The 25,962-nt window shown below is 48.9% G+C and carries 24 protein-coding genes; 10 read left to right on the top strand and 14 right to left on the bottom strand.

What is annotated here, in order from left to right; all coding sequences use genetic code 11:
* Nucleotides 1–221 precede the first annotated feature (221 nt).
* Nucleotides 222–653 (top strand): hypothetical protein, encoded by a 432-nt coding sequence (locus tag GA003_01300; protein ID QXD28647.1) that lies wholly within the window; start codon nucleotides 222–224, stop codon nucleotides 651–653.
* Between the two features lie 81 nt (nucleotides 654–734).
* Here the strand turns inward: GA003_01300 and GA003_01295 are convergent, their stop codons facing one another.
* Entirely contained in the window at nucleotides 735–1,859 is a 1,125-nt protein-coding gene (locus GA003_01295) for a Gfo/Idh/MocA family oxidoreductase (GenBank protein ID QXD28646.1), read from the bottom strand.
* 115 nt (nucleotides 1,860–1,974) lie between these two features.
* A complete protein-coding gene (locus GA003_01290) occupies nucleotides 1,975–3,012 on the bottom strand; it encodes a galactitol-1-phosphate 5-dehydrogenase (GenBank protein QXD30309.1) in 1,038 nt (345 codons plus the stop codon).
* A gap of 119 nt (nucleotides 3,013–3,131) precedes the next feature.
* Between GA003_01290 and GA003_01285 the strand changes: the two genes are divergently transcribed.
* From GA003_01285 to GA003_01275, 3 genes are all read left to right on the top strand, one after another.
* Nucleotides 3,132–3,326, top strand: coding sequence for a hypothetical protein (locus GA003_01285; GenBank protein ID QXD28645.1), 195 nt, complete (start codon nucleotides 3,132–3,134; stop codon nucleotides 3,324–3,326).
* Between the two features lie 269 nt (nucleotides 3,327–3,595).
* Nucleotides 3,596–4,144, top strand: a complete 549-nt coding sequence (locus GA003_01280; GenBank protein QXD28644.1) for a hypothetical protein — start codon at nucleotides 3,596–3,598, stop codon at nucleotides 4,142–4,144.
* A 156-nt stretch (nucleotides 4,145–4,300) separates the two neighbouring features.
* The gene (locus GA003_01275) at nucleotides 4,301–6,199 is read left to right on the top strand and encodes an endo-1,4-beta-xylanase (protein ID QXD28643.1); all 1,899 of its coding nucleotides are present in this window, start codon (nucleotides 4,301–4,303) and stop codon (nucleotides 6,197–6,199) included.
* 151 nt (nucleotides 6,200–6,350) lie between these two features.
* Here the strand turns inward: GA003_01275 and GA003_01270 are convergent, their stop codons facing one another.
* The 4 genes from GA003_01270 to GA003_01255 all read right to left on the bottom strand — a co-directional run bounded on the left by GA003_01270 (nucleotide 6,351) and on the right by GA003_01255 (nucleotide 9,788).
* Nucleotides 6,351–7,643: a TRAP transporter large permease gene (locus tag GA003_01270; protein ID QXD28642.1), complete on the bottom strand. Its 1,293-nt coding sequence runs from the start codon at nucleotides 7,641–7,643 to the stop codon at nucleotides 6,351–6,353.
* Nucleotides 7,643–8,158, bottom strand: a complete 516-nt coding sequence (locus GA003_01265; GenBank protein QXD28641.1) for a TRAP transporter small permease — start codon at nucleotides 8,156–8,158, stop codon at nucleotides 7,643–7,645. The genes GA003_01270 and GA003_01265 overlap by 1 nt, the downstream gene beginning before the upstream one ends.
* 13 nt (nucleotides 8,159–8,171) lie before the next feature.
* The gene (locus tag GA003_01260; GenBank protein QXD28640.1) at nucleotides 8,172–9,188 is read right to left on the bottom strand and encodes a TRAP transporter substrate-binding protein; all 1,017 of its coding nucleotides are present in this window, start codon (nucleotides 9,186–9,188) and stop codon (nucleotides 8,172–8,174) included.
* Between the two features lie 81 nt (nucleotides 9,189–9,269).
* The gene (locus GA003_01255; protein QXD30308.1) at nucleotides 9,270–9,788 is read right to left on the bottom strand and encodes a glycoside hydrolase family 5 protein; all 519 of its coding nucleotides are present in this window, start codon (nucleotides 9,786–9,788) and stop codon (nucleotides 9,270–9,272) included.
* Between the two features lie 262 nt (nucleotides 9,789–10,050).
* On the opposite strand from GA003_01255, the gene GA003_01250 reads away from it, so the two are divergent.
* A complete protein-coding gene (locus tag GA003_01250) occupies nucleotides 10,051–12,147 on the top strand; it encodes a glycoside hydrolase (protein QXD28639.1) in 2,097 nt (698 codons plus the stop codon).
* 268 nt (nucleotides 12,148–12,415) lie between these two features.
* Here GA003_01250 and GA003_01245 read toward each other — a convergent pair whose 3' ends face one another.
* Nucleotides 12,416–13,486 carry a mannonate dehydratase gene (locus GA003_01245; protein QXD28638.1) on the bottom strand — a complete coding sequence of 357 codons (1,071 nt, stop codon included), beginning with the start codon at nucleotides 13,484–13,486 and terminating at the stop codon, nucleotides 12,416–12,418.
* Nucleotides 13,487–13,572: 86 nt separating this feature from the next.
* Here GA003_01245 and GA003_01240 point away from each other — a divergent pair, with 86 nt between their 5' ends.
* A complete protein-coding gene (locus GA003_01240; GenBank protein ID QXD28637.1) occupies nucleotides 13,573–13,836 on the top strand; it encodes a helix-turn-helix transcriptional regulator in 264 nt (87 codons plus the stop codon).
* A 4-nt stretch (nucleotides 13,837–13,840) separates the two neighbouring features.
* Here the strand turns inward: GA003_01240 and GA003_01235 are convergent, their stop codons facing one another.
* Nucleotides 13,841–14,911, bottom strand: a complete 1,071-nt coding sequence (locus GA003_01235; protein QXD28636.1) for an isocitrate/isopropylmalate dehydrogenase family protein — start codon at nucleotides 14,909–14,911, stop codon at nucleotides 13,841–13,843.
* A 518-nt stretch (nucleotides 14,912–15,429) separates the two neighbouring features.
* On the opposite strand from GA003_01235, the gene GA003_01230 reads away from it, so the two are divergent.
* Both GA003_01230 and GA003_01225 read left to right on the top strand, forming a co-directional pair.
* Complete coding sequence (locus GA003_01230; protein QXD28635.1) at nucleotides 15,430–16,467, top strand: Gfo/Idh/MocA family oxidoreductase; 1,038 nt, start codon at nucleotides 15,430–15,432, stop codon at nucleotides 16,465–16,467.
* 5 nt (nucleotides 16,468–16,472) lie between these two features.
* Nucleotides 16,473–17,789 (top strand): cyclase family protein, encoded by a 1,317-nt coding sequence (locus tag GA003_01225; protein ID QXD28634.1) that lies wholly within the window; start codon nucleotides 16,473–16,475, stop codon nucleotides 17,787–17,789.
* On the opposite strand, the gene GA003_01220 is transcribed toward GA003_01225, so the two are convergent.
* From GA003_01220 to GA003_01205, 4 genes are all read right to left on the bottom strand, one after another.
* On the bottom strand, nucleotides 17,786–18,265 hold the full coding sequence (locus tag GA003_01220) for a magnesium-dependent phosphatase-1 (GenBank protein QXD28633.1): 480 nt from the start codon (nucleotides 18,263–18,265) through the stop codon (nucleotides 17,786–17,788). The two genes, GA003_01225 and GA003_01220, sit on opposite strands and share 4 nt — an antisense overlap.
* 92 nt (nucleotides 18,266–18,357) lie before the next feature.
* Complete coding sequence (locus GA003_01215; GenBank protein QXD28632.1) at nucleotides 18,358–18,909, bottom strand: OmpH family outer membrane protein; 552 nt, start codon at nucleotides 18,907–18,909, stop codon at nucleotides 18,358–18,360.
* Between the two features lie 124 nt (nucleotides 18,910–19,033).
* Entirely contained in the window at nucleotides 19,034–20,980 is a 1,947-nt protein-coding gene (locus GA003_01210) for an ABC-F family ATP-binding cassette domain-containing protein (GenBank protein QXD28631.1), read from the bottom strand.
* A 5-nt stretch (nucleotides 20,981–20,985) separates the two neighbouring features.
* A complete protein-coding gene (locus tag GA003_01205) occupies nucleotides 20,986–21,759 on the bottom strand; it encodes a class I SAM-dependent methyltransferase (protein ID QXD28630.1) in 774 nt (257 codons plus the stop codon).
* Nucleotides 21,760–21,893: 134 nt separating this feature from the next.
* Between GA003_01205 and polA the strand changes: the two genes are divergently transcribed.
* Nucleotides 21,894–24,677 carry a DNA polymerase I gene (gene polA, locus GA003_01200; protein QXD28629.1) on the top strand — a complete coding sequence of 928 codons (2,784 nt, stop codon included), beginning with the start codon at nucleotides 21,894–21,896 and terminating at the stop codon, nucleotides 24,675–24,677.
* Here the strand turns inward: polA and GA003_01195 are convergent.
* Together GA003_01195 and GA003_01190 are read right to left on the bottom strand one after the other, a co-directional pair.
* The gene (locus GA003_01195; GenBank protein QXD28628.1) at nucleotides 24,674–25,114 is read right to left on the bottom strand and encodes a hypothetical protein; all 441 of its coding nucleotides are present in this window, start codon (nucleotides 25,112–25,114) and stop codon (nucleotides 24,674–24,676) included. The two genes, polA and GA003_01195, sit on opposite strands and share 4 nt — an antisense overlap.
* A 135-nt stretch (nucleotides 25,115–25,249) precedes the next feature.
* Nucleotides 25,250–25,402, bottom strand: a complete 153-nt coding sequence (locus GA003_01190) for a hypothetical protein (protein ID QXD28627.1) — start codon at nucleotides 25,400–25,402, stop codon at nucleotides 25,250–25,252.
* A gap of 138 nt (nucleotides 25,403–25,540) precedes the next feature.
* Between GA003_01190 and GA003_01185 the strand changes: the two genes are divergently transcribed.
* The gene (locus GA003_01185; GenBank protein QXD28626.1) at nucleotides 25,541–25,960 is read left to right on the top strand and encodes a penicillin acylase family protein; all 420 of its coding nucleotides are present in this window, start codon (nucleotides 25,541–25,543) and stop codon (nucleotides 25,958–25,960) included.
* The last annotated feature ends 2 nt before the right edge of the window (nucleotides 25,961–25,962 follow it).

Genomic DNA, 25,962 nt, shown 5'->3' with positions numbered 1-25,962 from the left:
CTGATGGCTTATTTCGCTGAAGTCATTCCTAAAAGTGGAAAACAACCGAATCTATTACCAGTTTTATGTCACTGACTATTTGCTAATTAAGCAGATAAGGAGAGCCATTAACTGCCAGATAGACCCTTCAATGAATCGACGATTCAACTTATTTGGTTATCATTAAGCTGTTTAAAAACGCCTATCTATTCTCTTTGAATTTACCCACGAAAGGTAGCTCTATGAAAAGGAACCCAACCTACGCTCTCCTCACAATCGCAGTAGGATGCCTTTCGATCATGCACCAAGTCGAAGCGGCCTACTGGGGATCCCAATGGAATGCGGATCCGGATGGCGATGAGGTGATCAATTTATTGGATCCCGATTCAGACAATAACGGGATTATTGATAGTGAAGATGTCCCGACCCTGGTCATCGATCCAGCCCTAAACATTACCGAAGTGGCTATTACGGGAGAGGTGATCACCTTCGTTTTGAAATCCTCCGTCGGTAAAAGCTATCAACTCCGTTATAGTGAAACACTGAAGTCTGGTGACTGGCAATTATTGGGCGATCCGGTGATGGGAACAGGCGAATTCCTGGTTCTGGAGCACACCATCGGCTCGACCAGTTCAGACAAACGATTTTACGATGTACTGGTAGCCGATCTCTAGATGAGAACGAAAATCGAAACCGCGTCTTCGGCCAAATTTAAGGAGGAGGACGAGTAGAAGGAAGAGGACGATTTTCCGCTTTTAGCTATCTGCTTTCAACCGTCCATCAAAGTCATCGCGGTCAGCCTCAGGAGCTAATGGAAACTTGATGGCCTTGCCATCACGTCCGCTGCGATAGATTGCGGCAAAGAGCTCAACCGCGTTGCGGCCTTCCAGACCGGTGGTGCTGGGTTCACGGTCTTCGATTACTGCTTCGATGAAGTCGTCAATCTGCAGTTGATGATAATGCTCCTCGGGATTGATGGATTGAAAGCGTTCGTTGTCTTCCGCACGGAACTGTTCGAGCAGTTGCTCTTCACCGGGTACGGTCCAATAGTCATTGAGCGGTGGCTCGGTGATGGCTGCCATTCCGGGAATGAACATCTGGCCGCCATCCGTTTGCACACCGACCTTGGCACCGGTCGATCCGAGAACACTGACCTTTCCGAACAATGCAGGATTAAAAGAGTTGCTCACGAGGATGTGCCCCATAGCTCCGTTTTTGAAACGCAGCGAAGCAACCGCTGTATCCTCAACTTCAATACCGGGGTGATTGAGGTTATCCCACATGCCGACGAGTTCATCGACCTCGCCCATATACCAGAGCAGCAGGTCCAACTGATGCACTGCCTGATTTACAAGAACGCCTCCACCCTCTTCGCTCCAAGTCCCGCGCCAGGGATCGGAATCGTAGTAGTCCTGATCGCGCCAACCAAGCATCGTAACCATACCCAAAATGGGCTTTCCGATCTTACCGGAATCGACGGCTTCTTTCACACGAACCACTGGCTCATAAAAGCGTCGCTGGCAAACCATCCCCATCTTGGCGTTCCCTTTCTCAGCTGCAGCCAACATGGCGTCGCAGTGCTCCAACGAGGACGCCAACGGTTTTTCAATGCAGAGATGCATACCTGCTTCCGCCGCCGCGACGGCTGAATCGACATGGGCTGGATGGGGCGTGCAAATGGTAGAGGCCTGAACGCCAGAATCGGCTATGTAGGCTTCGAGATCAGTGTAGGCTTTGACGCCGTACTGGTCAGCGAAGAACTGGGTCCGCTCAGGAGAACGACCGAGGACGGCTGTAAAGTTGCTGTTAGGGTTTTTAGCAAGAGCCGCTGCATGTAAATGAGCCACTTTACCTGTTCCGATGATACCGGTGGAGATCATGAAAATGAAGTTAGGAGATGGGAGCTAAAAGATGAAAGACGGCATTGCGGGGACGGAATGTTACTCTGCACTTCGTTTGTTGACGTGTCAGCATTCGCCTCGGTGGCCTTACCTATTAGGGATTTAGAATAACTTTAGTCAGGCCGGCTTCGCCTTTGTGCAGACGAGAAAACCAATCGCCACCTTCTTCTAGTGGACGTACCTGACTGATGAGTGGGCCCACATCGATCTTGCCGCTGGCGATCAGGTCGAGGCAGGCCGGGTACTCTCCGGATGAAGCGCAGCTACCAATCAGATTAATCTGACGGGTCACGACTTCCTGGAGAGGCATCTCTACTGTCTGGGCAATGTTACCGACCAGCGTGCAGCTGCCCCCTTTTCTGAGCGTGCGTATCGCCGTTTGGGTTGCAGCGGTGATTCCAACCGCTTCCATAGAGAGATCAGCACCTCGACCGTGGGTTTCTTTCACCACGGTTTCGATGACATCGACTTCGGATGGATTGAGACAAAAGTCGGCCCCAAATTGTTTGGCCACTGCCAGGCGCGATTCATCAAGATCGACTACAAAGGTTTTTCCGCAACCGGCAGCCTTAATCGATTGGAGACAAAGCAGACCAATCATACCAGCACCCACGACAACAACCGAGTCGTTCAGCTCGACCGGGGTGCGAGCCACAGCATGCACAGCCACGGATACAGCCTCGACCATAGCGGCTTGCTCGAAAGAAATTCCATCTGGTAGTGCGTAAAGAATGTGATCCGGAATGGTTACATACTCTGCAAATGCACCGTGTCGACGGTAGTCGCCACAGGATACGCCAAGGACCATACGATCGTCGCAGAGGTTTGTTTCCCCACGATTGCAGTGGTAGCAGTTGCCGCAATAGATCATGGAGTCGAAGGTTACGCGGTCGCCTTCACTCCATTTGGAAGCGTCCACGGAAGACCCCAGCTTGGTAATCGTACCGGCAGCCTCGTGCCCCATGATGATAGGTGGTATACGGCGTCCACTGGAGCCATCCATACCGTGCACATCACTTCCGCAAATCCCGCAGGCGGCTACTCGGACCAGCACTTCATTGGGTGCGATTTCCGGCAAGGGAACTTCTTTATATTCAAATTTTTCGTACTCAATTAACTCAAGGGCTTTCATGGAGCTCATGTTCAATAGTGGTGGGAATTCGGTAATGAAAAGGAGTAGATCAGGAATTCGAGTGGGTTCAAGGATAGGTTGCTTCCTATTAGCCGATACATGTAACAGGTAGCAATGCAGTGGCCCTGCTATACCTTTTCTCAGGCGGATTTACGGCGGAGCTGGGACGTTGGGAGTTTGGAGGTCCTGACCGGATGAAATCGGCAGCAAGCTACCTCCTACAATTGAGTTTCGATGCTTTGTTGCAGGACGTAGCTTACTGCCGAAACGAATTCCACGTTAACATCCATGGTCTCACGACCATGGCTATATAATTTGTATAAACCTGCAATCAATCTCAGGATCTTGACGTGGGTTTGCAAAAACTTCAGAGAGGAATACCTTGCCTAACGAAAGTGGGTGTCTGGAAATTTACTCATGTCGATGACGAGCGATCTTTGTTATCCAAAATTCAGTGCTGTAAACTCGATGAATCTCGATTCACCTCATTTTTGAGCTATATTTTGATTACCAAATCTCATCTTATCATCTCGTTCCAAAATCCCCAGTTACTCACTAGCCTCTCTTGAGGAAAATTAATAACATGAAAGATTACCCGAGAAAATGCTTTTGGATGCTAGTGACCTGGATCACCGGCGTCACATTTTCTAGCCAGGCTGCCACAAACCTGCCTGAGGGCGGCGTATCTATGATCGCAGCCGACCCCATTGCGGCTCATGGATTCTGGAACGGCAACAATGATGGGCCGGTCGGTTCCCGCGAGGTCGTGGAAGCGGACCATCCAGACTTCGATCAAGCCATCCGGGTAACGGTGACCAATCCCAATGGGGCTTTCTTCAATGGTCAGGTTTCTTTTTCATCCATTGAGGATACCGAAAACGGTGATGTGATGATGCTGCGCTTCTTCTTTAGATCCATCTCACCGGAGGACGAAACCGGAACCTCCTTCACAACCGTTTACCCACAGAGCCCAGCACCAAACTTTACTAAGTATCTCGTAAGGGAGGTCTCAGCATTCAAGGAAGATGGATGGCAGGAATTTCTGTTTCCATTCCAGATGACTGAGGAGCAACCGGCAGGTGATCTTGCCCTCCTATTTGGTATTGGCGGAGGAGCGCATCCTCAATCTTAAGAGTTAGGCGGTGTTGAGTTTCTGAACTACAAAAATAGTCTTACTGTCGAAGACCTGCCAAAGACCAAACCCAGCTATTTAGGCAGAGATCCAGATGCTGCTTGGCGATCGGAAGCGGCAGAACGAATTGAGCAGTACAGAAAGGGGCCGATTCGGTTGCACGTATTCGACGCCAATGGAAACCCGGTCTCAAACGCAGATGTTTCCCTTGAATTTCAACGACATGCATACCACTTTGGAACGGCCGTATCGGCAGGACGAATCGTGGACGACAGCGCCGAGAATGATCAGTACCGTGCAAAGGTTTTGGAATTGTTTAATCAAGCCGGACCTTTCAATGCCTTTAAGTGGCCTCCCTGGGCTGGTGACTGGGGAGGGGGGCCTGAGGAGGCCTTGGCAGCTGCGCAATGGATGAAAGAAAACGGACTCTATGCACGAGCCCATGTTATGGTTTGGCCGTCGGAACGCCACTTGCCGAACTTCATGAAAGCCTACATCCCGGATGGGGATCCGGCAAACACAGATCCCGCAGCGAAAAAAGCAGTCTTGGATCATATCGCCGATGTTGGGACACAATCCGCGCCATTCATCGATGAGTGGGACGTCATCAATGAAACCTTTGACAATCACGATCTCATGGACGCCTTTGGTAACGAAGTGATGGTGGACTGGTTCAATGCAGCGCGCGCCGTACTTCCTACTCAAGCACTCTACCTGAACGACTATAGCATTTTATCGGGTAGAGGTCGCAACGCGACTCACCAGCAAAACTACGAAGACCATATTCAATTCCTATTAGACAACAATGCCCCCATCGACGCCATGGGCATGCAGGGTCACTTCAACAACTCACCTACTCGCATTCCAATTCTTTGGGATGTTCTTCAGCGCTATACCGCTAAATTTCCGGAGTTGGATATTCGTGTCACTGAGTTTACTATTGATACCGAAGATGAAGCAATGCAGGCCGATTACCTGAGGGATTTCCACACCCTGATCTTCAGTCATCCGAAAACGGTTGGCATTCAGCTGTGGGGTTTTTGGGAAAGCCAAATCAACAAAACCAATTCTGCCTTATTCAGGAATGATTGGAGCCCAAAGCCCAATGGCCTGGCTTATGAAGCGTTAGTTTTCGGAGATTGGTGGAATGATTTCAATGGAAGGACCCATACAAGTGGGAGTTTCTCTGAAAGGGGATTCTTTGGAGACTACCATGTTTCTGCCAAATTAGACGGTATCGAAAGCTCAACTGATTTTAGCCTGATAAAAAACCAGGAAAGCTCCTTCACGCTCATGCTCTCCAATGCACAAACAGATGAAGTCCCTATACAAAATGGAAACTTTGAAACTGGGGGCACGGAAGGCTGGACCATCACGGCAGTCGACGAGTTCGAGCTCGCTCCCAATGTTGAATTCCGAGGTGCCGGTTCCTGTTTTCCGATCGAACCGACGGTTGGAAATGCAGCCCTAACGCTTGGACTAAGAGGCCAGGAAGTGGGCACCATTGAAGTGGCACAATTAATTCAAGTTCCGAACATTGAGAATATAAACCTATCGTTTGATTATCGAGGCTCTGCCCAATTGTTGGGTGCATTTAGCGGAACCCCGTTTGACCTGCACATTGAAAGAGAAAACGGAGATCCAGTAATGACTCCCCTAGCAATTTACCACCCTAGTTCAAGCGCCATAAGCCCAGATTCCGGGATTCAAAGACGAAGAGTTAGCCTGAGTGATTTTCGAGGAGACACACTCCGCATTCGATTCACACTGAGCAATAATGGAAGTGGTGAGAACAACTACACTTTTGTGATGCTGGATAATATTGTGCTCGTGCCGTACTCGCCACCAAGCATTCAAGCGGAAGTGAAAGGTGATAAAGTCAGCCTTAATCTATCGGCGGCCGACGACAGCACTTATGAATTGGAAATTTCCACCGACTTGGAAGTCTGGACAAGCGAAGGCATATTTGAGGATCTCGACCTTGAAGGTCAGTTTCCTTACGTAGATGAGAGCTTTTCGGGTGAGACGAAATTTTACCGATTGAAGGAAAGGTAGGGACAGATCGCCGTTTCGAGGAGCGAGGTAACGACACCAGCACTGTCTGCTTACAACGACGAACGGCGCCCTCAGGCTTCGCGCGAGGCTTCGACCCGACACAGTCGGCGAGGTCGCCCTACCCTCGTGGGACATAAATGGAACATGTCTACTACAGCCCAAACACACCTGGCAACCAGGTCGAAAGCGCGGGGACATAAGTAATCAGCAACAAGCCTATGACCATAGCCACAAAGATCGGGATCAAAGGTTTTACAACTTTGGCAATGCTGGTTTTTCCAACACCACAACCAATGAATAAACACGTACCCACTGGAGGGGTACAAAGGCCTATACAGAGATTGGCTATCATAAAGATGCCAAAGTGGACCGGTTCAATTCCCAGTTTTTCAACAACCGGCCAGAGGATGGGTGTAAAAATCAAGACCGCCGGAGTCATGTCCATAAATGTACCAACAATCAACAGCAGCAGATTGATGATGAGCAGAATGACGAACTTGTTTTCCGATATTGCGAGCAAGGCGGAACTGACGGTTTGAGGAATTTGCTCATACGCGAGCACCCAGCCCATTGCTTGGCTGGCACCCACCAAGATCATAACCACAGAAGTGGTTTTTGCAGCCCGTAACAATATTCGCGGAAGATCACTCACGCTTACCTCACGGTAAATAACTACTCCAAGGATAACGGCGTAAAGAACAGCGACAGCAGAGGCCTCCGTTGCAGAGAAGACACCTCCAAGAATTCCTCCTATAACAATAAATACTAAAAATAAACTGGGGAATGCCTGCCAGAAACTCACGAATACCTGCTTAACGGAGGCCACCTCACCGGACCCGACTTCCTGTGACCGATTCATAAGGAAACAGGCGCCCATAATTAACAGACCCATGATTACACCAGGTACAATGCCCCCAAGGAAAAGGCCGGCAACGGATACGTTCCCAGCCACGACCGCGTAAACGATCATGATGTTACTAGGCGGAATTAAAAGCCCAGTCGTTGCAGAGGTGGTAGTCAGAGCGACACTGAATTCGCGGCCATAGTTTTTTCGCTCCATCTCGGGAATCATAAAGCCACCAATCGATGATACCGCAGCAGCTGCTGAGCCCGAAATGGCGCCAAACATCATGCAGGTCATGGTATTCACGTAGGCAAGCCCTCCATGAAAACGACCGACAACCGCATTGGCAAAATCCATCAGTCTCCGAGCCATGCCACCCTCCCCCATCAAAACGCCTGACAATACAAAGAAAGGAATGGCGAGTAGCGGGAAACTGGCAATTCCAGCTGACATCTTCTGGGCAACGATATAGCCGGTGGGTACGTCACCCAAAGACAAAATGGTAACGATCGTGGCCACCGCAATACACACGGCGATTGGCACGTGAAGGATTAGCAACCCAAAGAAAACAACAACGAGGATTAAAACTTGTGGATCCATTAGAGGTCTCCTCCTTCCTCCGAGACTGAATCAACCTGAGTTGTGTAGCCGGTAAATAGCTGAATCAAATGTTCGATACTGAAGATTATGAAAAACAGACCGGAAATAGGCGCAGCGGTGTATAGATACCCCTTTTGCCAACCCAGTGCGGGAGTCACTTGTCCTGCGGCGAGCGTTTCGCTCACCGACAACCAACCACCGTATAAAAGACCGAATCCGGCAAAGAAAAGCACCATCAGCTCTACAAATACCGCACCCAGCTTTCGGGCTTCCGGATGCAGCTTACCGACAAAGTAGTCCACGCCCAGGTGTCCCTTCTCCTCATAAGTGAGAGCCGCACCCAAGAGAGATACCCAGATCAACAAATTGATAGCCAACTCCTCCGTCCAAACAGATTGAGCACCCAGGACATACCTGGAGAAAACGCCCCAAAGAACATCCAGTGTTAAAACTGCGAAAGCGAAGATCAGAAACCACTCAAGGAATTTGACCAGGATATCTCGTAAGGATTTCATGGGTACGAGTCCTTTATTTGATTGATTGAATTTGCTCGATCAATGACCGAACGGGCGTTCCATCGAAATTACTATACATCCCCTTCGCCATTTCTTGAAACGGTTCTTTGGAGGGGCGGTATATCTTGACGCCTTCTGCTTCCAGGTTTGTTAAGCATTCTTCTACATACTCACTCCAAATTTGCCTTTGATAGACCACTGACTCGTCCGCAGCCTCCTGTACCCACTGTTTCACTTGAGGAGAGAGAGATTCCCAAATCTTTTGACTGAATAAAACGATATCTGGAATGCGTGCATGCTCATCCATACTGTAGTGCTTTGCTACTTCCCAGTGACGGGTATCATACATGCTGGGTGGATTATTTTCAGCGCCATCAACCATACTCTGCTGCAAAGCCGTATAGAGTTCACCAAACGGAATGGGCGTGGGTGACCCGCCCAAGGTGTCGACCATATCCATGGCTGTCTTGCTGTTCATCACTCGGATTTTCATACCCTGCAGATCCGCCGGAGTAAGCACTGGTTTATCGACCGTGTAGAAACTTCGAGCGCCACTATCATAGTAACACAAACCTCGAATCCCAACCTCCGCACCTTTTCGCAAAACGCCTTGCCCGATATCACCATTGAGCACCTTCCAATAGTGATCCTCGTCGCGGAAGAGATACGGCACGCTAAACACAGCCATCTCGGGTATGAACCCTTCCATAGGTGCGGTCGATGCCTTCACCATCGCTAACGCTCCACGCTGCATTTGCTCAATCGTCTCGGTTTCACCACCGAGTTGGCCATTGGGAAATACCTGTATGTCTACGAGTCCAGCGGATTTCTCAGCTGCAAGTTCCGACATGCGAACCATGGCTTTGTGAACCGGTGCGGAAGCTGGGAGAACGTGAGCTAATTTAAGGACCACCTTTTGTTGGCCTCCCTCGGAACCCCCTCCACCGGTAATGAGCGAGAAGATGCCCGTTGTGAGCACGGCACCTATGACAAGGCCCAGAGCAAGAAAAGAAACTGATTTTTTATCCATGAGACGAATAGATTAGACAATATGCCTCATTTTCGAATGGCGGAAAGCTCAATCTCTTAATAAAAAGATATCGCTTCCCATTCAGGGCAAAACCGCGTCCCTTAGCCCCAATCTCCACTCATCTCTAGCACCGTCATAAAGCCCGAAGTTCGCAATGAATTCCCAGCAAGCCACAGACATACCGAGACGACGTGCTTCGTCGGCAACAAATTCAGTCCAGCGAATCCGCGATTCCATATCAGCCGCCTGATAGGCCCCGGACTCACCCAGATAAATGGGGACCTCTTTCTCCCGGGCGTACTCCACAGCAATCATAAAATCGCGTGTAATTCTTTGTTTTTCTTCTTCCGTACCCATCCATCGAATACCCTTTGCATCCCGATACTTGGGCTGAGACCAAGGAGTCCCTTGATGGGTAAACTCATGAGGGCTATAATAATGAGAGCTCAATATAAGATGGGGATCTGAGGGCAAAATCAGCTGAGGCAGATATTCTACATTACTCCAATGTGCAACTCCCAGCACCAGAGGACGTCCTCGATTCGTTGTTCGGATAACGTCCACTACCTGGGGGATCAAAGCATTCCGCTTTTCGGGTATTGGCTTGTTATTCGGTTCATTTAATGGCTCGAAGAATACTCTGGATGGTAAATGCTGTTAACGATTGGCGGATCCGTCCAGGGCAAGAGTGGGAAATCTCCAATATGTTTACTTTCTAAGCTAAGTGCCTAACCCATTTAAGCACCTCTGGGAAACCAGGGGCGCTTTTTTGTACCCAATTCCTATTGCGTGTTGCAGGTCACTAAGGGAAAAGGGAACTATTCCGATCGAATATTATCTCTAAAACCATCCTACTTTTTTCATGCTGCCATTGACCCTCCCACCCTTTAAAATTAACCACTATTGCCTGAGCTTTCTATTCCTCACCCAAGGCATTTCATTGGTATTAGCAGGCTCGGAGATTCAACTCGAATCCTCCGATTTCTCGACCGACTTTACGATCCAACTCCAAGCTACAGATAGCACCGAAATGGTTACGTGGTGGTTCCCTGAAGGAGCTACCTCTTTCAAATTACCCATCGCAGCTGGCGTTGAAGTTGATCCAAAAAATCCAGCACAAATAAAGTGGCTTCTCGAAAGCCGCTCTTGGTCGCTCATGGAGCTACCTGTTCTCGGCGCTAACTACGGAGATCAAACCTTAATCATAATCGCACCTTGGCCACACTATGGGAAAATAGTGGCAGGTAAATCACTAGGTATTCGCATAGAATTACCCCCTGGCAGACTAGATGCAAGCCCAGTAGAGATCGTAACGGTCAGGCGACCAGCAACTCCGTTAGCGGCTGCACACGCTTTTCGGGATTGGAGGAAGTCAGCCAAGGAATTAGGGGCCATCCCACCAGTAAGAACTTTGGGACAAAAGATAAGCGACCTTCCGAAGGTTGAAAGACTATTGGGAGCCCCCCATTTTTACCTATGGGGATCTGCACTATTCAGCGATCATGATGTCCCAAGAAACAAATGGGTGGGATTTGCAAAAGCCTTAAACAACTCCCCCTCTTCCAGTTTTGGAGACAAGCTCACACAGCTTTTTGCTCCTGAACAAAGGGAGCAGCTTAAAGAACTTTCTCAGTCAGACTGGCCTGCCGCCTATCTAACTCAAGGAGTCGCCGACACCATCAATGCGGCTCTTACCGACTCAAGCTTGCTTGGACTCAACGAGACTGCTCACCCGACTGAAGTTTCAGGACAAAACAAAGCGGCCTTTAAATCTCAGTTCCCTCACTTCCTAAAACCCACAGATCAATGGGGAGATGGATTTTCAAAGCCACTCCTCGATGCGATAAGCGAAGCAGGAATTGATCGAGCAAACCTAGTCCTCAGTGATCTTTACGGATATTCCGCAAAACCTGATGTGGCGGCCTACGCCAAAGAGCTGGGCTTCCTTATAGGCCCCTATGATTCCTATCATTCCGTTCACTCGCCAGAGGCCGAACCCGACGACACCTGGGAAACCGCACAATTCGACAAGGACGCATTTGAAGTAGGTCGTGTTATTAATTTCGATGGTTCAGGCCACGGAGGCTTCAAGGGAATCGGCTATCATTTTTCCCCGCAAGCAGCATGGCCGTATGTGCAAGACCGTGTGAACGGTATCGTTAGCCAAACAAACTATTCGACCTGGTTCATCGACTGCGATGCCACCGGAGAATGTTTCGATGACTATCATGCATTACACTCGGCTAATCGCATGGATGATTCACAACTGAGACGTCACCGGCTAAACTGGATTGAATCCAGTAAGGGCATGGTCGTGGGAAGCGAAGGTGGTTCAATAGTTTTTGCTGATGTAATTCATTACGGCCATGGAGTAAACACACCCTACATTGGCCATCTTTCTCCAGCATTTAAGGACAAACAGAGTCCTCATTTTTTAGGGAGGCATTGGCCTCCTCATCAGCCCGAAATGTATTTCAAACCCATTCCGGTTCCACCTGGCTTGAATGCCCCTTATTTTGATCCTGTAAATCGGATCCCACTATATCAGGCCGCGGTCGGGGATGAGCTCGTTACCACTCATCACTGGAATTTTGATTCCCTTAAGTTTGCAGATATCGAGCACACACGTGAATTAATCGAAATCCTCTACATGGTTCCACCCATGTACCATCTCAATCGTGCTATTTGGGAGACGCGGAAAGAAAAGATCCTTAAGCATTACACATTCTGGTCTCCACTTCATCGAAAGCTAGCCCCGGCTCCGCTTATAGACTTTGAATACTTGAGTGATGATCGACTCATTCAAAGAAGCACTTTTTTGACACCAGAGGGAGAGGTATCTATCACCGTAAACTTCGGGTCTCAACCTCAAGCTGGACTGACTCCTTTCTCAGTTGAGGTGGGCGGTGCGATTTCTCTTTCACAAATGAGTTACCAGGCACTTCCCAACGAAGGATAGTCCACGCTCAGACCAGCAGTAATGAAACCCCAAACGTTTCAAACGCCTTCAAATGTGCAGGTTGTTCCGGCAACCAAGTACCTCATAAAAAGAGCAAGCTCATCAAATTCGACTATCAATAAGCTTCTAAAGATTTCACAAGCTGCGCTCAGACTCTTTGCAATTACAGCCAGGAGAATAGCAAGTATACCAGTTTCATAGATTTCTTAGGTAGACCGGTAAAACGCAGAAGGTTTCCACTCATTCTGCTCTTGCAATCAATCCTCCACTATTCTGCTTCGAGCAGGCGGATCGCTGCTTTGAGGTAACCAAGGGCATAGGCCATTCCGGCATGCCACGGAGCCTCACAACTCATTTGAGGAGTATGGTCGGGGATCAATACCCCTTCATACTGATTTCGCTTTAATATTTGTAGGACTTTGACCATGTCTACGTCCCCTTCATCGATAAAGGTTTCCTTATAATCGGGAACTTTCCCCCGCACATTACGAAAGTGCACATAGGCAATCTTCTGCTGCGCGCTATACTGCTGTACTGACTCATAAATGTCCCCTTCCGTCATTTCGGCGAGACTACCAATACAAAACTCCAGGGTATTTGCTGCATGTGGTTTCAGATCGAGTAGTTTCTGATAAAGATGTGGCTGATAAACAAGACGCGGTTGCCCCCTTACATATTCACAAGGCGGGTCATCCGGGTGTGCGGCCATTTTAACACCGGATTCCTCAGCAACCGGTAAAATTTCCTCCAGGAAATACTCAAGACGCTGCCAAAGCTCTTCATGAGTGGCAGGCGGGACATTCCCTTCCGGAGCATCCGGATCGTAAATCATATTCCAAACCATGCCATTGGGCATAGGGGTATCCTCCGGTCCCTCCATGCCAACGGACTCCGCTCCTCCCCTGGCATAGGGTCCCTTCGTACGACCAGCCACTCCTGCCAGACTGAAGTTGTAGCCAAAGACAGGGATCCCTGCTCGCCCCACATTCCGGATAATGGTTTTCACATTCTCCATTTGCTCCGCTTTTTTAGGGCCATCCAGCAACACATCGTGCCAATGAGCTGGATCGAAATTTTCCAAGGCTTCCAAGACCAATCCCTCAGCTTCAACCGCCTTTCGTAGAGCCTTTAACTCCTCATAGGACCATACTTGATTTGGATCACCTGCCAGTCCCCATCCCTGATTGGAACCGGTCGGTTGGTCTTCCCGACTGTTGAGGGTGCCACTGTTAAAGTAATCTGTGTAGTGAGCTACAATATGAGTGGCTCCCGCCTGCTTAGCAAAGCGGAAGTGCTCAGGCGTCAACATGTGACGGTACAATCCCAGACCTAGTTTCATATTAGAATCGATAAAATAGAATTATCAGAGGGAAACAATAGCTTCCAAGCCTCTTTCATCTCGGTCTTTTAATCAGGGTGATTATAATGCCGCCAACCAATGAGATCAATGAGAACGACAGTGGCCTGGAACGACGGTTCAGAAAGTACCTCGGCAAAACACTTCAAGTGGACATCCGGGGAGTGCAGATTCAAAAAGTCAAACAGCTACTACTGGAAACCAATTATACACTGGCCCACATTGCGTCTCTGACGGGATTTGAACACCCCGAATACATGTCCGTCGTGTTTAAGAAAAATAACGGCATGACCCTGAATCAGTATCGGCAGAAGTTTAAAATCGAGCGCTGATTAATCAGCTCGCCTCGGCTAACATTTCCAGTGCCTCAATAATAAGAGCACCCATCAAGGTTGTGGTCAGTGATCCGCCCATGTCGGAAGTGCGATTCTCGGAAACTTTGAATACATTTTCAACTGCACCGTATATGAGGTCCGCCCCTTGCCTGGTTTCATCTGTATCCAACCATTCCAGCATCATAGCGGCAGATAGGATCGTGGCAATCGGGTTGGCTATGTTTTGACCCGCAATACTTGGTGCCGTGCCATGCGAAGGCTGGAAAACCGCATACTTGTCTCCGATATCCGCCGAAGGCGCCATGCCCATACCACCAACAATACCCGCCAGGAGATCTGAAAGAATATCTCCAAACATGTTCTCGGTTACAACCACGTCGAAATCACTCGGACGCTGTACCAGGAACAAGGCCATCGCATCGATATACTGCCTTTCGGTTGCCACCTCGGGGAAATCTTTGGCCACCCGATCAAAGATATTTCGGAAATAAGCCATGGAGGGCAGCACGTTTGACTTGTCGACCAAGGTCACATGCTTGCGCCGTTTCATGGCCTGCTCAAAAGCGGCCCGACAAATTCTTTCTGCGCCCTTGGCGGTTATCCGCATCAAGTCTTCCGCTGCTTCCGCTTCCATATCAGCCAAATTCTTCCGACCATAGAACAAACCTTCGGTATTTTCCCGAACGAGCATGATGTCGATATCCCCAGCTCCATAACCTTTCAAAGGAGTATCTGATTCATGGAACAACCTCACAGGGCGTAGCCCATTGTAGAGATCCAATTGTTCACGAATATCAAGTTGAGGAGTTAATTCTACCCCTCCTGGTCCTCGAACATCAGGAAGCCCCATTGCGCCGAGAAGAATAGCATCACATGCTGCACACTTCTCCAAAGTCTCTGGCGGCAGTGCATCGCCGTTTTCCAGAAATTCGTTCGCCCCAACTGAATAAGTCTCTCCAGTGAAGGAAAAGCAGGAAAGCTCCGCTACTTTTTCCAGGACCTTGACAGCCTCATCGGTAATTTCGGCGCCGATACCATCGCCAGGAAGTAATGCTATACGAAAATGCTTCATACAAGAAAGAATGGAAGAGTAGATCGATCCGGGGCACTGCTCTTACCAGTTTTAAATAGAGGATAGGCTTGAGCCTACAAGTTCAACTCCAATTTGTTCTAATTCCTCCTATCGGAGGACTGAGTCGAAAAACAACCACCTCTAAAAGGTTCAGGGGTCCTCCCAAGGGCCCCCGACCCACTGCGGGCGGACTAATTCGGCAAAAAGAAACGGCGCCCGGACTTCTCCGGACGCCGCAACAACAAACTACAAACGAGACTGAACTATGAACTTGTTTTGATTACATAGACGGGCCGTTCATGGATTCGTTCAAAATTTTTCAAAAAAAACTTAGATTTATCGAAAATAGGCTGAATTCAGTGATTTTCATGAAACAATGGAGCCAGATCCTGCCCCCCAATATGGCCCCCCAAACGACAATCGGATGGACAGCCTAAGTGAAACAGGTCATAAAATTATAGCGGTTGACACACTGGTCTGACCAGTCGAAGATTCCCAGGTTCTAAGATAGATACCAGATGTCACCTTTTCCTAGCACCCCACTGACCGGAGCCATTATTGGCGCAGGATACTTTTCCCAATTCCAGTACGAAGCATGGACTCGAATTCCTGAGGTAAAGATCGTAGCCGCTAGCAACCGAACCGTCTCTCGTGCGGAAGAAAAATGTGCTGCCTACCAGATTCCCAACGCATACAGCGACTGGAAGGAGATGATCGATCAGGAAAAACCGGATTTCGTGGATATTATTACGCCTCCTGAAACGCACCTTGAGATATGCGAATACCTGGCAGAGCGAAATATCCACATGATCTGCCAAAAGCCTTTGGCCCCTACCTTTGAAGAGAGTGTGGCCATCGCACGGATCGCTTCATCGACTGAGGCCCGATTTATGGTGCACGAAAATTTCAGATGGCAGCCTTGGTATCGAAAGATCAAAGAGCTCCTAGAGGATTGTACTGTGGGAGACCTCTTCAGCATTTACTTCCTTGCCCGAATGGGAGATGGCTGGGGTGAAGACGCTTACCTCGACCGCCAACCCTACTTTCGCGACTACCCCAAACTACTGGTGTTTGAAACCGCAGTTCACTGGCTCGATACTTACCGCTATCTAGGAGGCGAAATAGAGTCGATCTATGCAAAGCTGGACAAACGCAACCCGGTCATTGCCGGTGAGGACTCTGGCCTTATCATTTGTAACTTTCAAAATGGAGCAACCGCCACCCTCGATGCAAATCGATACAATGAAGCTCTTACCAATGATTCTCGCTTCACATTCGGCACGCTTCGCCTTGATGGATCCAATGGGCACCTTCAGATGGACTTGAATGGGAATCTCCTATTCAAGCCTCTGGGTAAAGATCCGCATGAAATTGAGTACGAGCATCCGCGACTCAACTTTGCTGGTGACTGTTGTTATCACCTGCAAAGACATTTTGTAGATCAACTTTTAGCCAATCAGCCTTTCGATTCCGAAGCTGAAGATTATTTGAAAACGCTAAGACTTGTAGAGGCCTGTTATGAATCAGCCTCCACGGGACAAGCGGTAACCCTGTAATAACTATGCCTGAAGAATCCAAAGTCTCTGCCTCGGAAGTGATCTTCCATTACTTTAGAGAAAAAATCAAAAGTGGTGAACTTAAGCCCGGTGACCCTCTACCCAGCGAGCGAACTCTCCAGAAAAAACTGGGCGTCAGCCGCTTCAGCCTTCGCGAAGGTCTAGCCCGACTCAATGCGATTGGAGCCATCGACACTCACCATGGTAAAACGACAAGGGTTTCCCAACAAGTGAACATGGACTCTCTGAAGAATGTGTTCCTTCCCATGCAGGCCAAAAGCGACACCCAATCCAGGGGTGACCTTGATGAAGCCAGAGTTGTGTTGGAAACTGAGATCGCCGGCTTGGCTGCACAAAGACACACCGAAAAAGACCTGGAAGGCTTACGCTCAAATTTACATGCAGCGGAATTGGCTCTCAATGAGGAAGACACATTTGGTTCACTTGACCTCGAATTCCATGAACGAATTGCCGATGCCGCTAGGAATCGTTTTTTCAACCAAATGCACGCCGTGATCCGTGATCAACTGGAATCTGTAATGAAATTGCATGCCAACGCGGAGGAACAACGACGGCTCATCTTAAAAAAAAACAAAGATCTATTTGAAGCTATTGAAGCAGGTGACGCACGAGCAGCCAGGCAATTGGCCCGCGATCATCTAGGCGTATTCAAAACTCATTACACTTTAGCCATGGCGACCATAATTGACCTTACCCATTCTGTAACCCCTGGAGATCGCGGCATCGAATTTGAGGATAGCCACTTGGTCGATCGAGATGGATGGAATGCTCGCACCTGGCACCTGTATTCCCATTCGAATACTCACATGGATGCGCCCAAGCATTTCTTCAATGAGGGCAACACGATCGACAATACCCCCTTGGAGGTTTGCATTGGATTGGCCTGGGTCATCGACCTCGGCATGGTGGAAGCTCGTCAGCTTCACACGGTAGAAGATTTGGGAGCCTATGCTGAAAAGATTCAGAAAGGGGATCGCATCCTTTTAAAAACAGGCTGGGAGCGAACTTTTGGCTCCGACGAATTCAGAGATGGATTGCCTAGAATCAGCAAGGAATTGGCTGAATGGTTTGTAGAAAAAGGCGTCAGCTTAATAGGCGTTGAGCCTCCCTCAGTAGCTGACGTCAACGACTTGTTGGAGGTAACTGAAATTCACCAAATACTGCTCGGAGCAAACATCACTATTGTTGAGAGCCTGAAAAACCTCCACCTCATCAAGCAAGATCAGGTTGAATTCATTGCCCTGCCCCTGAAACTCAAAGATGGAGATGGTAGTCCGGTAAGAGCTTTGGCGATCGTCTAGCTTCTAAACAACTCCAGGCCTTGCTTGAAAAGGCTATGGTTCAATCCATCAGGAACAAAGATGCACTGAATCCCAAGAGGCTGCAGGTCATGTAGATTCCTCATTTCATCATCAAAGAACAATATCTCGTCGAGACTAACACCGCTCGAGTTGCAGAGCTTATTCAGATGAGTCACTTTCGATCCCGGAAAGATTTCCTCAAATTGAAAACGACCGCGAATTCCCAGACGGCCTAATAGCTGCCTTGCCCAATCAGGTCTCTGCGTCCGTGAAGCAAGTGCCATGGGAATGTGCATGGCATCCAATGTGTCGAGAATAAGGAGCACGTCTTTGTAAAGCTGAACATGCCGACCGTGGGCATCATAGACGCCTTCAGCCTCTCCTGAAAACGGCGGAGTCAAGCAATCGCACCATGTACCGCCACCATCCCACAGGGTGAAATCCAGATCAAAGACTACCAAATCTGGCTGGTTCATAAAAATATTTGAAACGAGATAGCAGCTATAAACAATACAGGCCGAGAGCGCGAACGCTCTCAGCCTGTATGGAAAGTGATAAAGTAGAGAAACTACTGTTGCCCACCAGAAGCCGCATCAATCGTGGCTTGGTCCACACCCAATGCAAGGAGAACAGCCTTGGTAAGATTGATATCAACGTCGCCATAAACAACACCGGCTTCTTGAACATCAAAGACCAGACTATAATTCTGAGACTTGGAGACTTCCTGAATGGTTTCATTGACCTGTTTCAGGATGGGCTTGAACAGGACTGAACGGCGTTTCACCAAGGCATCCTGAGACTGTTGATTGTAATCTGCGAGGTCTTGCTGAAGTTGACCCATTTCCTGCTGACCTAGCTGGCGTAAGTTGTCAGAAAGCTGACCGGCTTCATTCTTAGCCAACAAATCATCGTATTTGGCCTTCATTTCTTCTTGGATGCTCTGGCCTTGAGCCAAGAACTTGGTCTGCATCTCTGCCAACTCTTCATTGGCTTTCTTGGTAACGGGAAGCAGCGCAATGACTGCCTCGGTGTTGACATAACCAACTTTTTGCTGGGCTTGAGCCCCAAGAGTAAGTGATGCGAATAGAGCAAATAGAGATAATAATTTAGATAGTTTCATAGCCTGAAATTTTGTGAAAAGGCATAGAATGGGGATTGACCGCAGAAATACAAGCAGGTTTCACACTGGCTTATTTTAGCAAAATGAAGCGGAATGGCCGAAATCTCGGAACACCCTGGTTTTCCTAGGAATTTTTCAATTCTGCCTCTAAGTCAGTGTAGGCTTGGGTCGCTTCCTCCCACTCTTCGTATAATCGGTCCACCTTGCGTTTGATGGAGTCATACTCCTGCATACCCACCTGCGTTTGTTCGCCTTGCTTGAAAAACTCAGGATCCTTCATTTTGTCCTCCCATTCCGCGAACCGGGCTTCGTATTTGGCAATGCGCTCCTCGCAGGTGGTCAGCTTCTTTTTTAAGGGCTTCAACTGTTCGCGGACTCGGGCGTTATGCTGCCGCCGTTCCTTTGAACTCATATTAGAGCTGTTCGATACCTCTTTGGGGGCTGCTACCGCCTGAGCCTCTAGGGCTTCCTCTTCTTTTTTCGCAATATAGTGCGAGAGACTCCCGTAATACCACCGGATCGAATTCTGGCTCACTTCCAGCACTCGTGTAACCAAGGGTTCCAAGAAATCTCGATCGTGAGAAACGATGAGTAGAGAACCCGTATAATCCAGCAGCGCGTTTTGAAGTTGATCCTTGGAACGCATATCCAAGTGATTGGTCGGCTCATCGAGAATGAGAAAATTCGAACGAGCCAACAGAATTTTGGCGAGCGCCAGTCGATTGCGTTCTCCGCCTGACAATACACCGACCTTTTTAAATACATCATCTCCTTCAAAGAGAAATGAGCCCAAAATACTGCGGGCACGCCCCACCTCCCCGACAGGCGATGCTCGTTCAACCACACTGAGAGCAGTGTCTTCTACATCCAATATATCAGCTTGATGCTGGGCAAAGTAAGCAGGCACCACATTATGACCAATTGTTACCTCACCTTCCTGGTAAGGCTCTTCTCCGGCAATGATACGCGCCAAGGTCGACTTGCCTGCGCCATTCACACCCACGACGGCAATGCGGTCGCCCCGCTCCAAGCTAAAATCAATTCCGGCTAACACCTTCAAATCATCGTAGCTTTTGTGAACGCCCTGCACTTCGAGTACCTTCTGGCCTGAGCGCGGTGGAGGTAGAAAGGAGAAATCGATTTCCTTTTCCGAGGACTCCAGCTCAATGCGATCCACTTTCTCCAAAGCCTTGATACGACTCTGGACTTGTTTAGCTTTGGTATTCTTATATCGAAAGCGTTCTATGAAACGCTCCGTCTTCTCCAGCTTACGTTGTTGATTCGCCTGAGCTTTAGACAACAGGTCCAACCGCACTGCACTTTCTTCTTCAAAATAACTGTAGTTGCCCGCGTAGACATCGAGCCGCCCCATTGAGAGCGCAAAAACCTTGGTGCACAGAATATCGAGAAAGGCTCGGTCGTGAGACACAATCAGCAATGCACCCTCGTAGGATTTTAGATATCCCTCGAGCCATTGAAGCGATTCAATGTCCAGGTGGTTGGTCGGCTCATCCAACAAGAGTAATGAAGGCTGCTTGAGCAAGAGTTTGGCCAAGGCGATGCGCATCTTCCAACCACCACTAAACTCATTGGTCGATCGCTCCATATCGGACATTTGAAAACCCAATCCCAGCAGCACCGTCTCAACCTTACTTTTCACTTTGTGCGCTTCATGCATGTCGAGCTCGTGCTCCCAAGCACCCATTAACTCGAGCAGCTCGTGGTATTCCTCAGACTCGGCAGACAACTTATCCAACTTGCTGTTGGCTTCATCAATCCGTTGTCGGAGCTCGATGACGGATTCGAAGGCCTCTTCAACTTCCTGTAGCAACGGTTGGCCTGAAGTCGAAACTCCATCCTGCGGCAAATAGCCCAGAGTCACAAACTTGGCTTTATCGATACGACCTTCATCTACCTCAGCCAGGCCCAGCAGCGCTTTTATGAAAGTCGTTTTTCCTGCTCCATTGGATCCAACTAAGCCGATTCGGTCTCGTGCATTGATGACCACTCCAATTTCATTAAAAATGACTTTGGGACCATACCGTAAAGAAATCTGTTCAAGCTCTATCATTCATCTCAAGAATTCCGGGCGAGAAAAACGGCATGAGGGGTCTGCTCATCCATCGGCTCATCCTGAAAATCAGAGTATGTGTCCAACAGTTCAAAGCCACATTCTTCAAGCAGCAAATGAAACTCATGTGGATAAAACCAGAGCAAACGGATATCACGCAGCTCTTCACTGAGCTGATTTCGATCGTTGTCCAGAAGCGTGTAACGATTCTCTACCACCAGGCTTTGGTCCTCGTAGTTGATCACCGTGGACTGGTGGCACACCAGTCGAGTGCCATCCGGCCGCTTGATTTTCTTTCGCAATCGCCACTCTCCGGGTTCGTCTTCTTCGAGCTCTTCCCATGGGAAAAAGAGAGAGACTGCCAACTTACCACCTGGATTCAGGTGGTTGTGGAATTGCTTCAATGACTGCTTTAGCAACTCGCGAGACTCGACCATCTGTAATGAGAATCCGGGAATGAATACCAGGTCATAGGATTTCCCCATATTCAGATCTTCCATCACCTGAACCCGAGCATCGACAGTCAGATTAAGTTGATCCGCTTTCTTAAGAAGCAGATCCACCATACGTTTCGAACTGTCCATGCCATCGATAGGATGACCCTCTTGAATGAGAGGCAGCATGATCCGGCCGGTACCACAACCCACCTCCAGGGCCGGCTCGGAATTCACCTCCATCAGCTTTCTCCAAAATGGGAGGTCTTCCAGCTCCCCTTCCAGTAGCTCATCATAAAATTCGGCATCGAGCCCGCTGTATAATTCCTCCTTCATTGTGCTCATGCCTTATCAGAGCAGTTTGCAGACCGTAAACTTAAATACGCATACCGAAACCAATTTGTAACATTAGGCGGCCACACAGTGATTCCGCTTTAACTCTCTATGGGCGCTGCTAGGCTTGTCCAAAATACTCATTCATGGCCTCCGAAAAAACGCTCTATCTCCTCGACGGCATGGCGCTCATTTACCGAGCGCACTTTGCTTTTATTCGCAACCCGATCGTAAACTCCAAAGGTGTAAACACCAGCGCCGCTTTCGGATATGTGAACACGGTTCTCGATCTCATAAAAAATCGCAATCCAACGCACATAGCCGTTGCATTCGACACTTCAGCACCTACGCAACGGCATATCGATTACCCTCCGTATAAAGCCCAGCGAGAAGAGATGCCAGAGGACCTGCGCGCAGCGATTCCATCGGTCTATGAAATGACCGCAGCACTCAACATTCCCGCCTTGAAAAAAGATGGCTATGAGGCAGACGACCTTATCGGCACCATAGCCAAGCGCTATGTGAAAGAGGGATTCGACGTCTACATGGTGACTCCAGACAAAGATTTCGCACAGCTGGTTGAGCCAGGCATTTTTCTTTATAAGCCAGGCCGTCAGGGCTCCGACGCCGAAATCATGGGCGTTGAGGAAGTGAAAGAAAAATACGGACTTGATTCACCTGAACAAGTCATCGACCTCCTGGGACTTTGGGGAGACAGCGCGGACAACATTCCTGGCGTCCCTGGTATTGGACAAAAGACCGGTGCAAAATTACTCCAGCAATTTGGATCCATTGAGCAGATTTTAGCCAACACCGACCAATTAAAGGGTAAACAAAAAGAGAACTTGGAAAACTTCGCCGAACAGGCCCGTATATCACGGAAGCTTGCCACTATTTGGACCGACTCACCGATCGAGGTAAGCGAAGAAGAACTGCTGATTCAAAAGCCGAACGCAGAAACACTAAAACCTCTCCTGGTCGAGCTTGAGTTTAATGCTCTGGGAAAACGACTCTTCGGTGACAACTTTATCGCCGGTCGTGGGCAAGGGGCTCAAATGGATCTCCTGATGGATGGGGATGGAGAATCGACCGCCCCCGAGGATGCAGAGATCAGTTTAAAGACCTTCGAAACAGAAAAGCCCGACTACCAGCTGGTTGATAGCCTGAAGGCTGTTCAATCGCTCGCTACACAATTAGCAAAGCAAAAGACCTTTTGCTTTGATACAGAGACTACGGGCCTGGATGCCCACACAACTGACCTGCTCGGTATCGCTTTTTCATATAAGGCAAAGACCGGCTACTATGTGGCCGTTCCAAAAGATTCTAAATTGAAGCAGGACTTTCTCGATGCTCTTATCCCTGTATTCAAAGACCCGGACATTAAGAAGATTGGCCACAATCTGAAGTTTGATTATAGCGTCATGCGACAACAGGGCATCGAAGTGCAAGGGCCGTTGTTTGATACCATGATCGTGCACACTCTGGTAGATCCCGACCAACGTCACAACATGGATTTCCTCGCTCAATCGATGTTGGGATACAAGCCAATCTCCATCACCTCCCTGATAGGGGAAAAAGGGAAAGATCAAAAGTCCATGGCCGACATTCCAGTCGACCAAGTATTCAACTATGCAGCCGAGGACGCTGACATTACCTTTCAACTCAAAACCATACTCGAGCCCCTCCTCAAGGAGTCCAAGCAGGAGAGGGTTTACTATGAGGTAGAAGCCCCTATCATTTCAGTGCTGGCAAAAATGGAAGCCACAGGCGTACGCATTGATCCTGACACATTAAGGAAATTCTCTGGGGAACTGGAAATCGAGATCAACGCACTTTCTGACCGTATCCATGAACTCGCCGGGACTGACTTTAATCTGAACTCACCCAAACAACTCGGGCAAATCCTCTTTGATGTCCTAAAACTCGATCCCAAGGCCAAGAAGACTAAGACCGGCCAATACGCGACCAACGAACAAGTGTTAACCCGCCTGGCTCCCAAACACGAGATCGTTCAGTGTATATTGGATCATCGAGGAGCTAACAAACTCAAGAACACCTACGTAGACACACTCCCCGAATTCATCGCCGAAAGTACAGGCCGAATCCACACAACTTACAATCAGACGATCACAGCCACGGGGCGCCTCAACTCGACCAATCCAAATCTCCAGAATATTCCCATCCGGACGGACAAGGGGCGACGCATTCGAGAAGCATTTATCGCCGGGGGAAAAGACTACACGCTACTAGCGGCCGACTACTCGCAAATCGAACTGCGTATCTGTGCCGCCTTAAGCAAGGAGGAGGCAATGATGGAGGCCTTTATCGAAGGCAAAGATATCCATACAGCAACAGCTGCACGGGTTTATGGCACGGAGTTTGAAGACGTCACTGCCGACATGCGCCGGACGGCCAAAATGGTAAACTTTGGAATCATCTACGGAATCAGTGCTCATGGCCTGGCTCAACGCTTGGGCATCCCTCGCGGTGAATCCGCCGAAATCATCGCAGAGTACTTCAATCAGTATCCGAAGATCAAAGAGCTTATGGAGTCGACCATCGTGACGGCACGAGAGAAAGGCTACGTCGAGACCCTACTGGGTCGTCGTCGCCCCTTACGCAACATCAACTCCGCGAACGGAACCGTTCGCGCTGGAGCCGAACGTGTAGCCGTCAACACACCCATTCAGGGCACAGCAGCCGATATGATCAAAATCGCCATGTATAAAGTTCAAGATCTTCTTGAAAAGGAGAAGACTCAGACGCGTATGCTTCTTCAAATACATGACGAACTTGTCTTTGACCTCCACAACGACGAAGCCGACACGCTCCCTCAAAAAATTGCCGAGTGCATGGAAGGAGCGTTACCATTGGAAATACCCATAGTCGTAGAATTGGGAACGGGTTCGAATTGGTTGGAAGCGCACTAGCCCAAAAAACTAAGCAGCAGTCCTGCCCTCGCAGTCCATAACAGTGTCCGTATCCAATTTGTCGATATGAGTGAGGAAATGGATTCCTCGTTCATGTTTTCGTTAAGACGACGGTAAATGGGAAACATCCTCAGGAAAGTCACACCCCAAACAAGAAAGAGAAGGGCCAGATTGATCAAAAGGTAGTTCCCATACTGTGTAATCCAGGAGCTGAACATAAGAAGAATGCCCGTTCCCATTTCTACCAGCACCAATGGGATGACAAGCATGCTCGTATTGCGCTGATGGATCCGCGCAGCTTCGCTCCCCTTATCATCAGCCACAAAACGAAAGCTAGGATAATGCACCAACTGCACAAACCAAACCACACCAGTCATAAGGAGTGTAGCAAAGAGGTGCAGCTGAATCACCAGCTGTTGGTTTGAGGGATCTAACATAGAGAGCCATTCTTCTACTCACATCTATTGGGTCAATAGCCATGAGATCTAATCCTCAAATAAAACCGTAGGTTTGAAAGCACCGGAGATTGCGGCGCTCAAGCAACTTCTAGGGATGGAACGAAAGCAGCTGAATCAGGCAGCCGCGATCGACCAGAGATAGTACTTTCCATATGTTTTCACCTCTACGGTCGTTTCCCGTTTCTCGACATTCGGATCGAGATTAGGAACCGCTTGGTCGACAAAGACTTTACCGCCTGGGCAAACACCGCAGAGGCGTGTGGCCACGTTGATAGGGCGACCGATGTAATCACCATCGAAAGGTAGCTTACTACCTAGTCCGATAGAAATTCCTACTCCAAGTGAGTCGGGTTTTCCCTCCGTAAAATGAGGACTTTGGCGAAGCTTTTGGTACCGACGGTTAAGATGGAGACATCCATCGAGAGCCGCAATCAGTTTAGCTACGTAGTAGATGAAATCGTGAAAAGCAGCCAGGACCGTGGGTGGGAAGCCTTCAAGTGGGGAAACAGGAATCAGTCCGATTACAGTCACCCCATCACCTATGGAGTTCCCTTCCTATCCAGACTACTCAACATGCCAAAGATTGGCCTTAGCGGCGATCACTATTGCCCAAAGGTCTTGAGCTACAGTTTGGCCAACGGTGTGAGAATGGTCATAAGTCTAGGCAAGCTCGAGGACAGTATTTTCCAAATGGGTTGTGGTCAAAGCGGGCATCCACTTTCTCCGCACTACAGGGATCTCCATAAAGTATGGTCAACAGAGGAGTATCTGCCATTCCTGCCTGGGGAGCCTAAACAGACACTGACTATTTATCCAGAACAGTAAGG

The organism is Opitutia bacterium ISCC 52 (assembly GCA_014529675.2).
In the GTDB taxonomy this organism is placed as follows: Bacteria; Verrucomicrobiota; Verrucomicrobiia; order Opitutales; family UBA2995; genus UBA2995.
This window is presented reverse-complemented; position numbering and strand designations above follow the sequence as displayed.

Excerpts from the sequence above, each read along its gene's own strand:
- GA003_01300 (QXD28647.1), top strand. The coding sequence starts at position 222 with ATGAAAAGGAACCCAACCTACGCTCTCCTCACAATCGCAGTAGGATGC.
- GA003_01295 (QXD28646.1), bottom strand. The coding sequence starts at position 1,859 with ATGATCTCCACCGGTATCATCGGAACAGGTAAAGTGGCTCATTTACAT.
- GA003_01290 (QXD30309.1), bottom strand. The coding sequence starts at position 3,012 with ATGAAAGCCCTTGAGTTAATTGAGTACGAAAAATTTGAATATAAAGAA.
- GA003_01280 (QXD28644.1), top strand. The coding sequence starts at position 3,596 with ATGAAAGATTACCCGAGAAAATGCTTTTGGATGCTAGTGACCTGGATC.
- GA003_01270 (QXD28642.1), bottom strand. The coding sequence starts at position 7,643 with ATGGATCCACAAGTTTTAATCCTCGTTGTTGTTTTCTTTGGGTTGCTA.
- GA003_01265 (QXD28641.1), bottom strand. The coding sequence starts at position 8,158 with ATGAAATCCTTACGAGATATCCTGGTCAAATTCCTTGAGTGGTTTCTG.
- GA003_01260 (QXD28640.1), bottom strand. The coding sequence starts at position 9,188 with ATGGATAAAAAATCAGTTTCTTTTCTTGCTCTGGGCCTTGTCATAGGT.
- GA003_01250 (QXD28639.1), top strand. The coding sequence starts at position 10,051 with ATGCTGCCATTGACCCTCCCACCCTTTAAAATTAACCACTATTGCCTG.
- GA003_01245 (QXD28638.1), bottom strand. The coding sequence starts at position 13,486 with ATGAAACTAGGTCTGGGATTGTACCGTCACATGTTGACGCCTGAGCAC.
- GA003_01240 (QXD28637.1), top strand. The coding sequence starts at position 13,573 with ATGCCGCCAACCAATGAGATCAATGAGAACGACAGTGGCCTGGAACGA.
- GA003_01235 (QXD28636.1), bottom strand. The coding sequence starts at position 14,911 with ATGAAGCATTTTCGTATAGCATTACTTCCTGGCGATGGTATCGGCGCC.
- GA003_01230 (QXD28635.1), top strand. The coding sequence starts at position 15,430 with ATGTCACCTTTTCCTAGCACCCCACTGACCGGAGCCATTATTGGCGCA.
- GA003_01225 (QXD28634.1), top strand. The coding sequence starts at position 16,473 with ATGCCTGAAGAATCCAAAGTCTCTGCCTCGGAAGTGATCTTCCATTAC.
- GA003_01220 (QXD28633.1), bottom strand. The coding sequence starts at position 18,265 with ATGAACCAGCCAGATTTGGTAGTCTTTGATCTGGATTTCACCCTGTGG.
- GA003_01215 (QXD28632.1), bottom strand. The coding sequence starts at position 18,909 with ATGAAACTATCTAAATTATTATCTCTATTTGCTCTATTCGCATCACTT.
- GA003_01210 (QXD28631.1), bottom strand. The coding sequence starts at position 20,980 with ATGATAGAGCTTGAACAGATTTCTTTACGGTATGGTCCCAAAGTCATT.
- GA003_01205 (QXD28630.1), bottom strand. The coding sequence starts at position 21,759 with ATGAGCACAATGAAGGAGGAATTATACAGCGGGCTCGATGCCGAATTT.
- polA (QXD28629.1), top strand. The coding sequence starts at position 21,894 with ATGGCCTCCGAAAAAACGCTCTATCTCCTCGACGGCATGGCGCTCATT.
- GA003_01195 (QXD28628.1), bottom strand. The coding sequence starts at position 25,114 with ATGTTAGATCCCTCAAACCAACAGCTGGTGATTCAGCTGCACCTCTTT.
- GA003_01185 (QXD28626.1), top strand. The coding sequence starts at position 25,541 with ATGGAGACATCCATCGAGAGCCGCAATCAGTTTAGCTACGTAGTAGAT.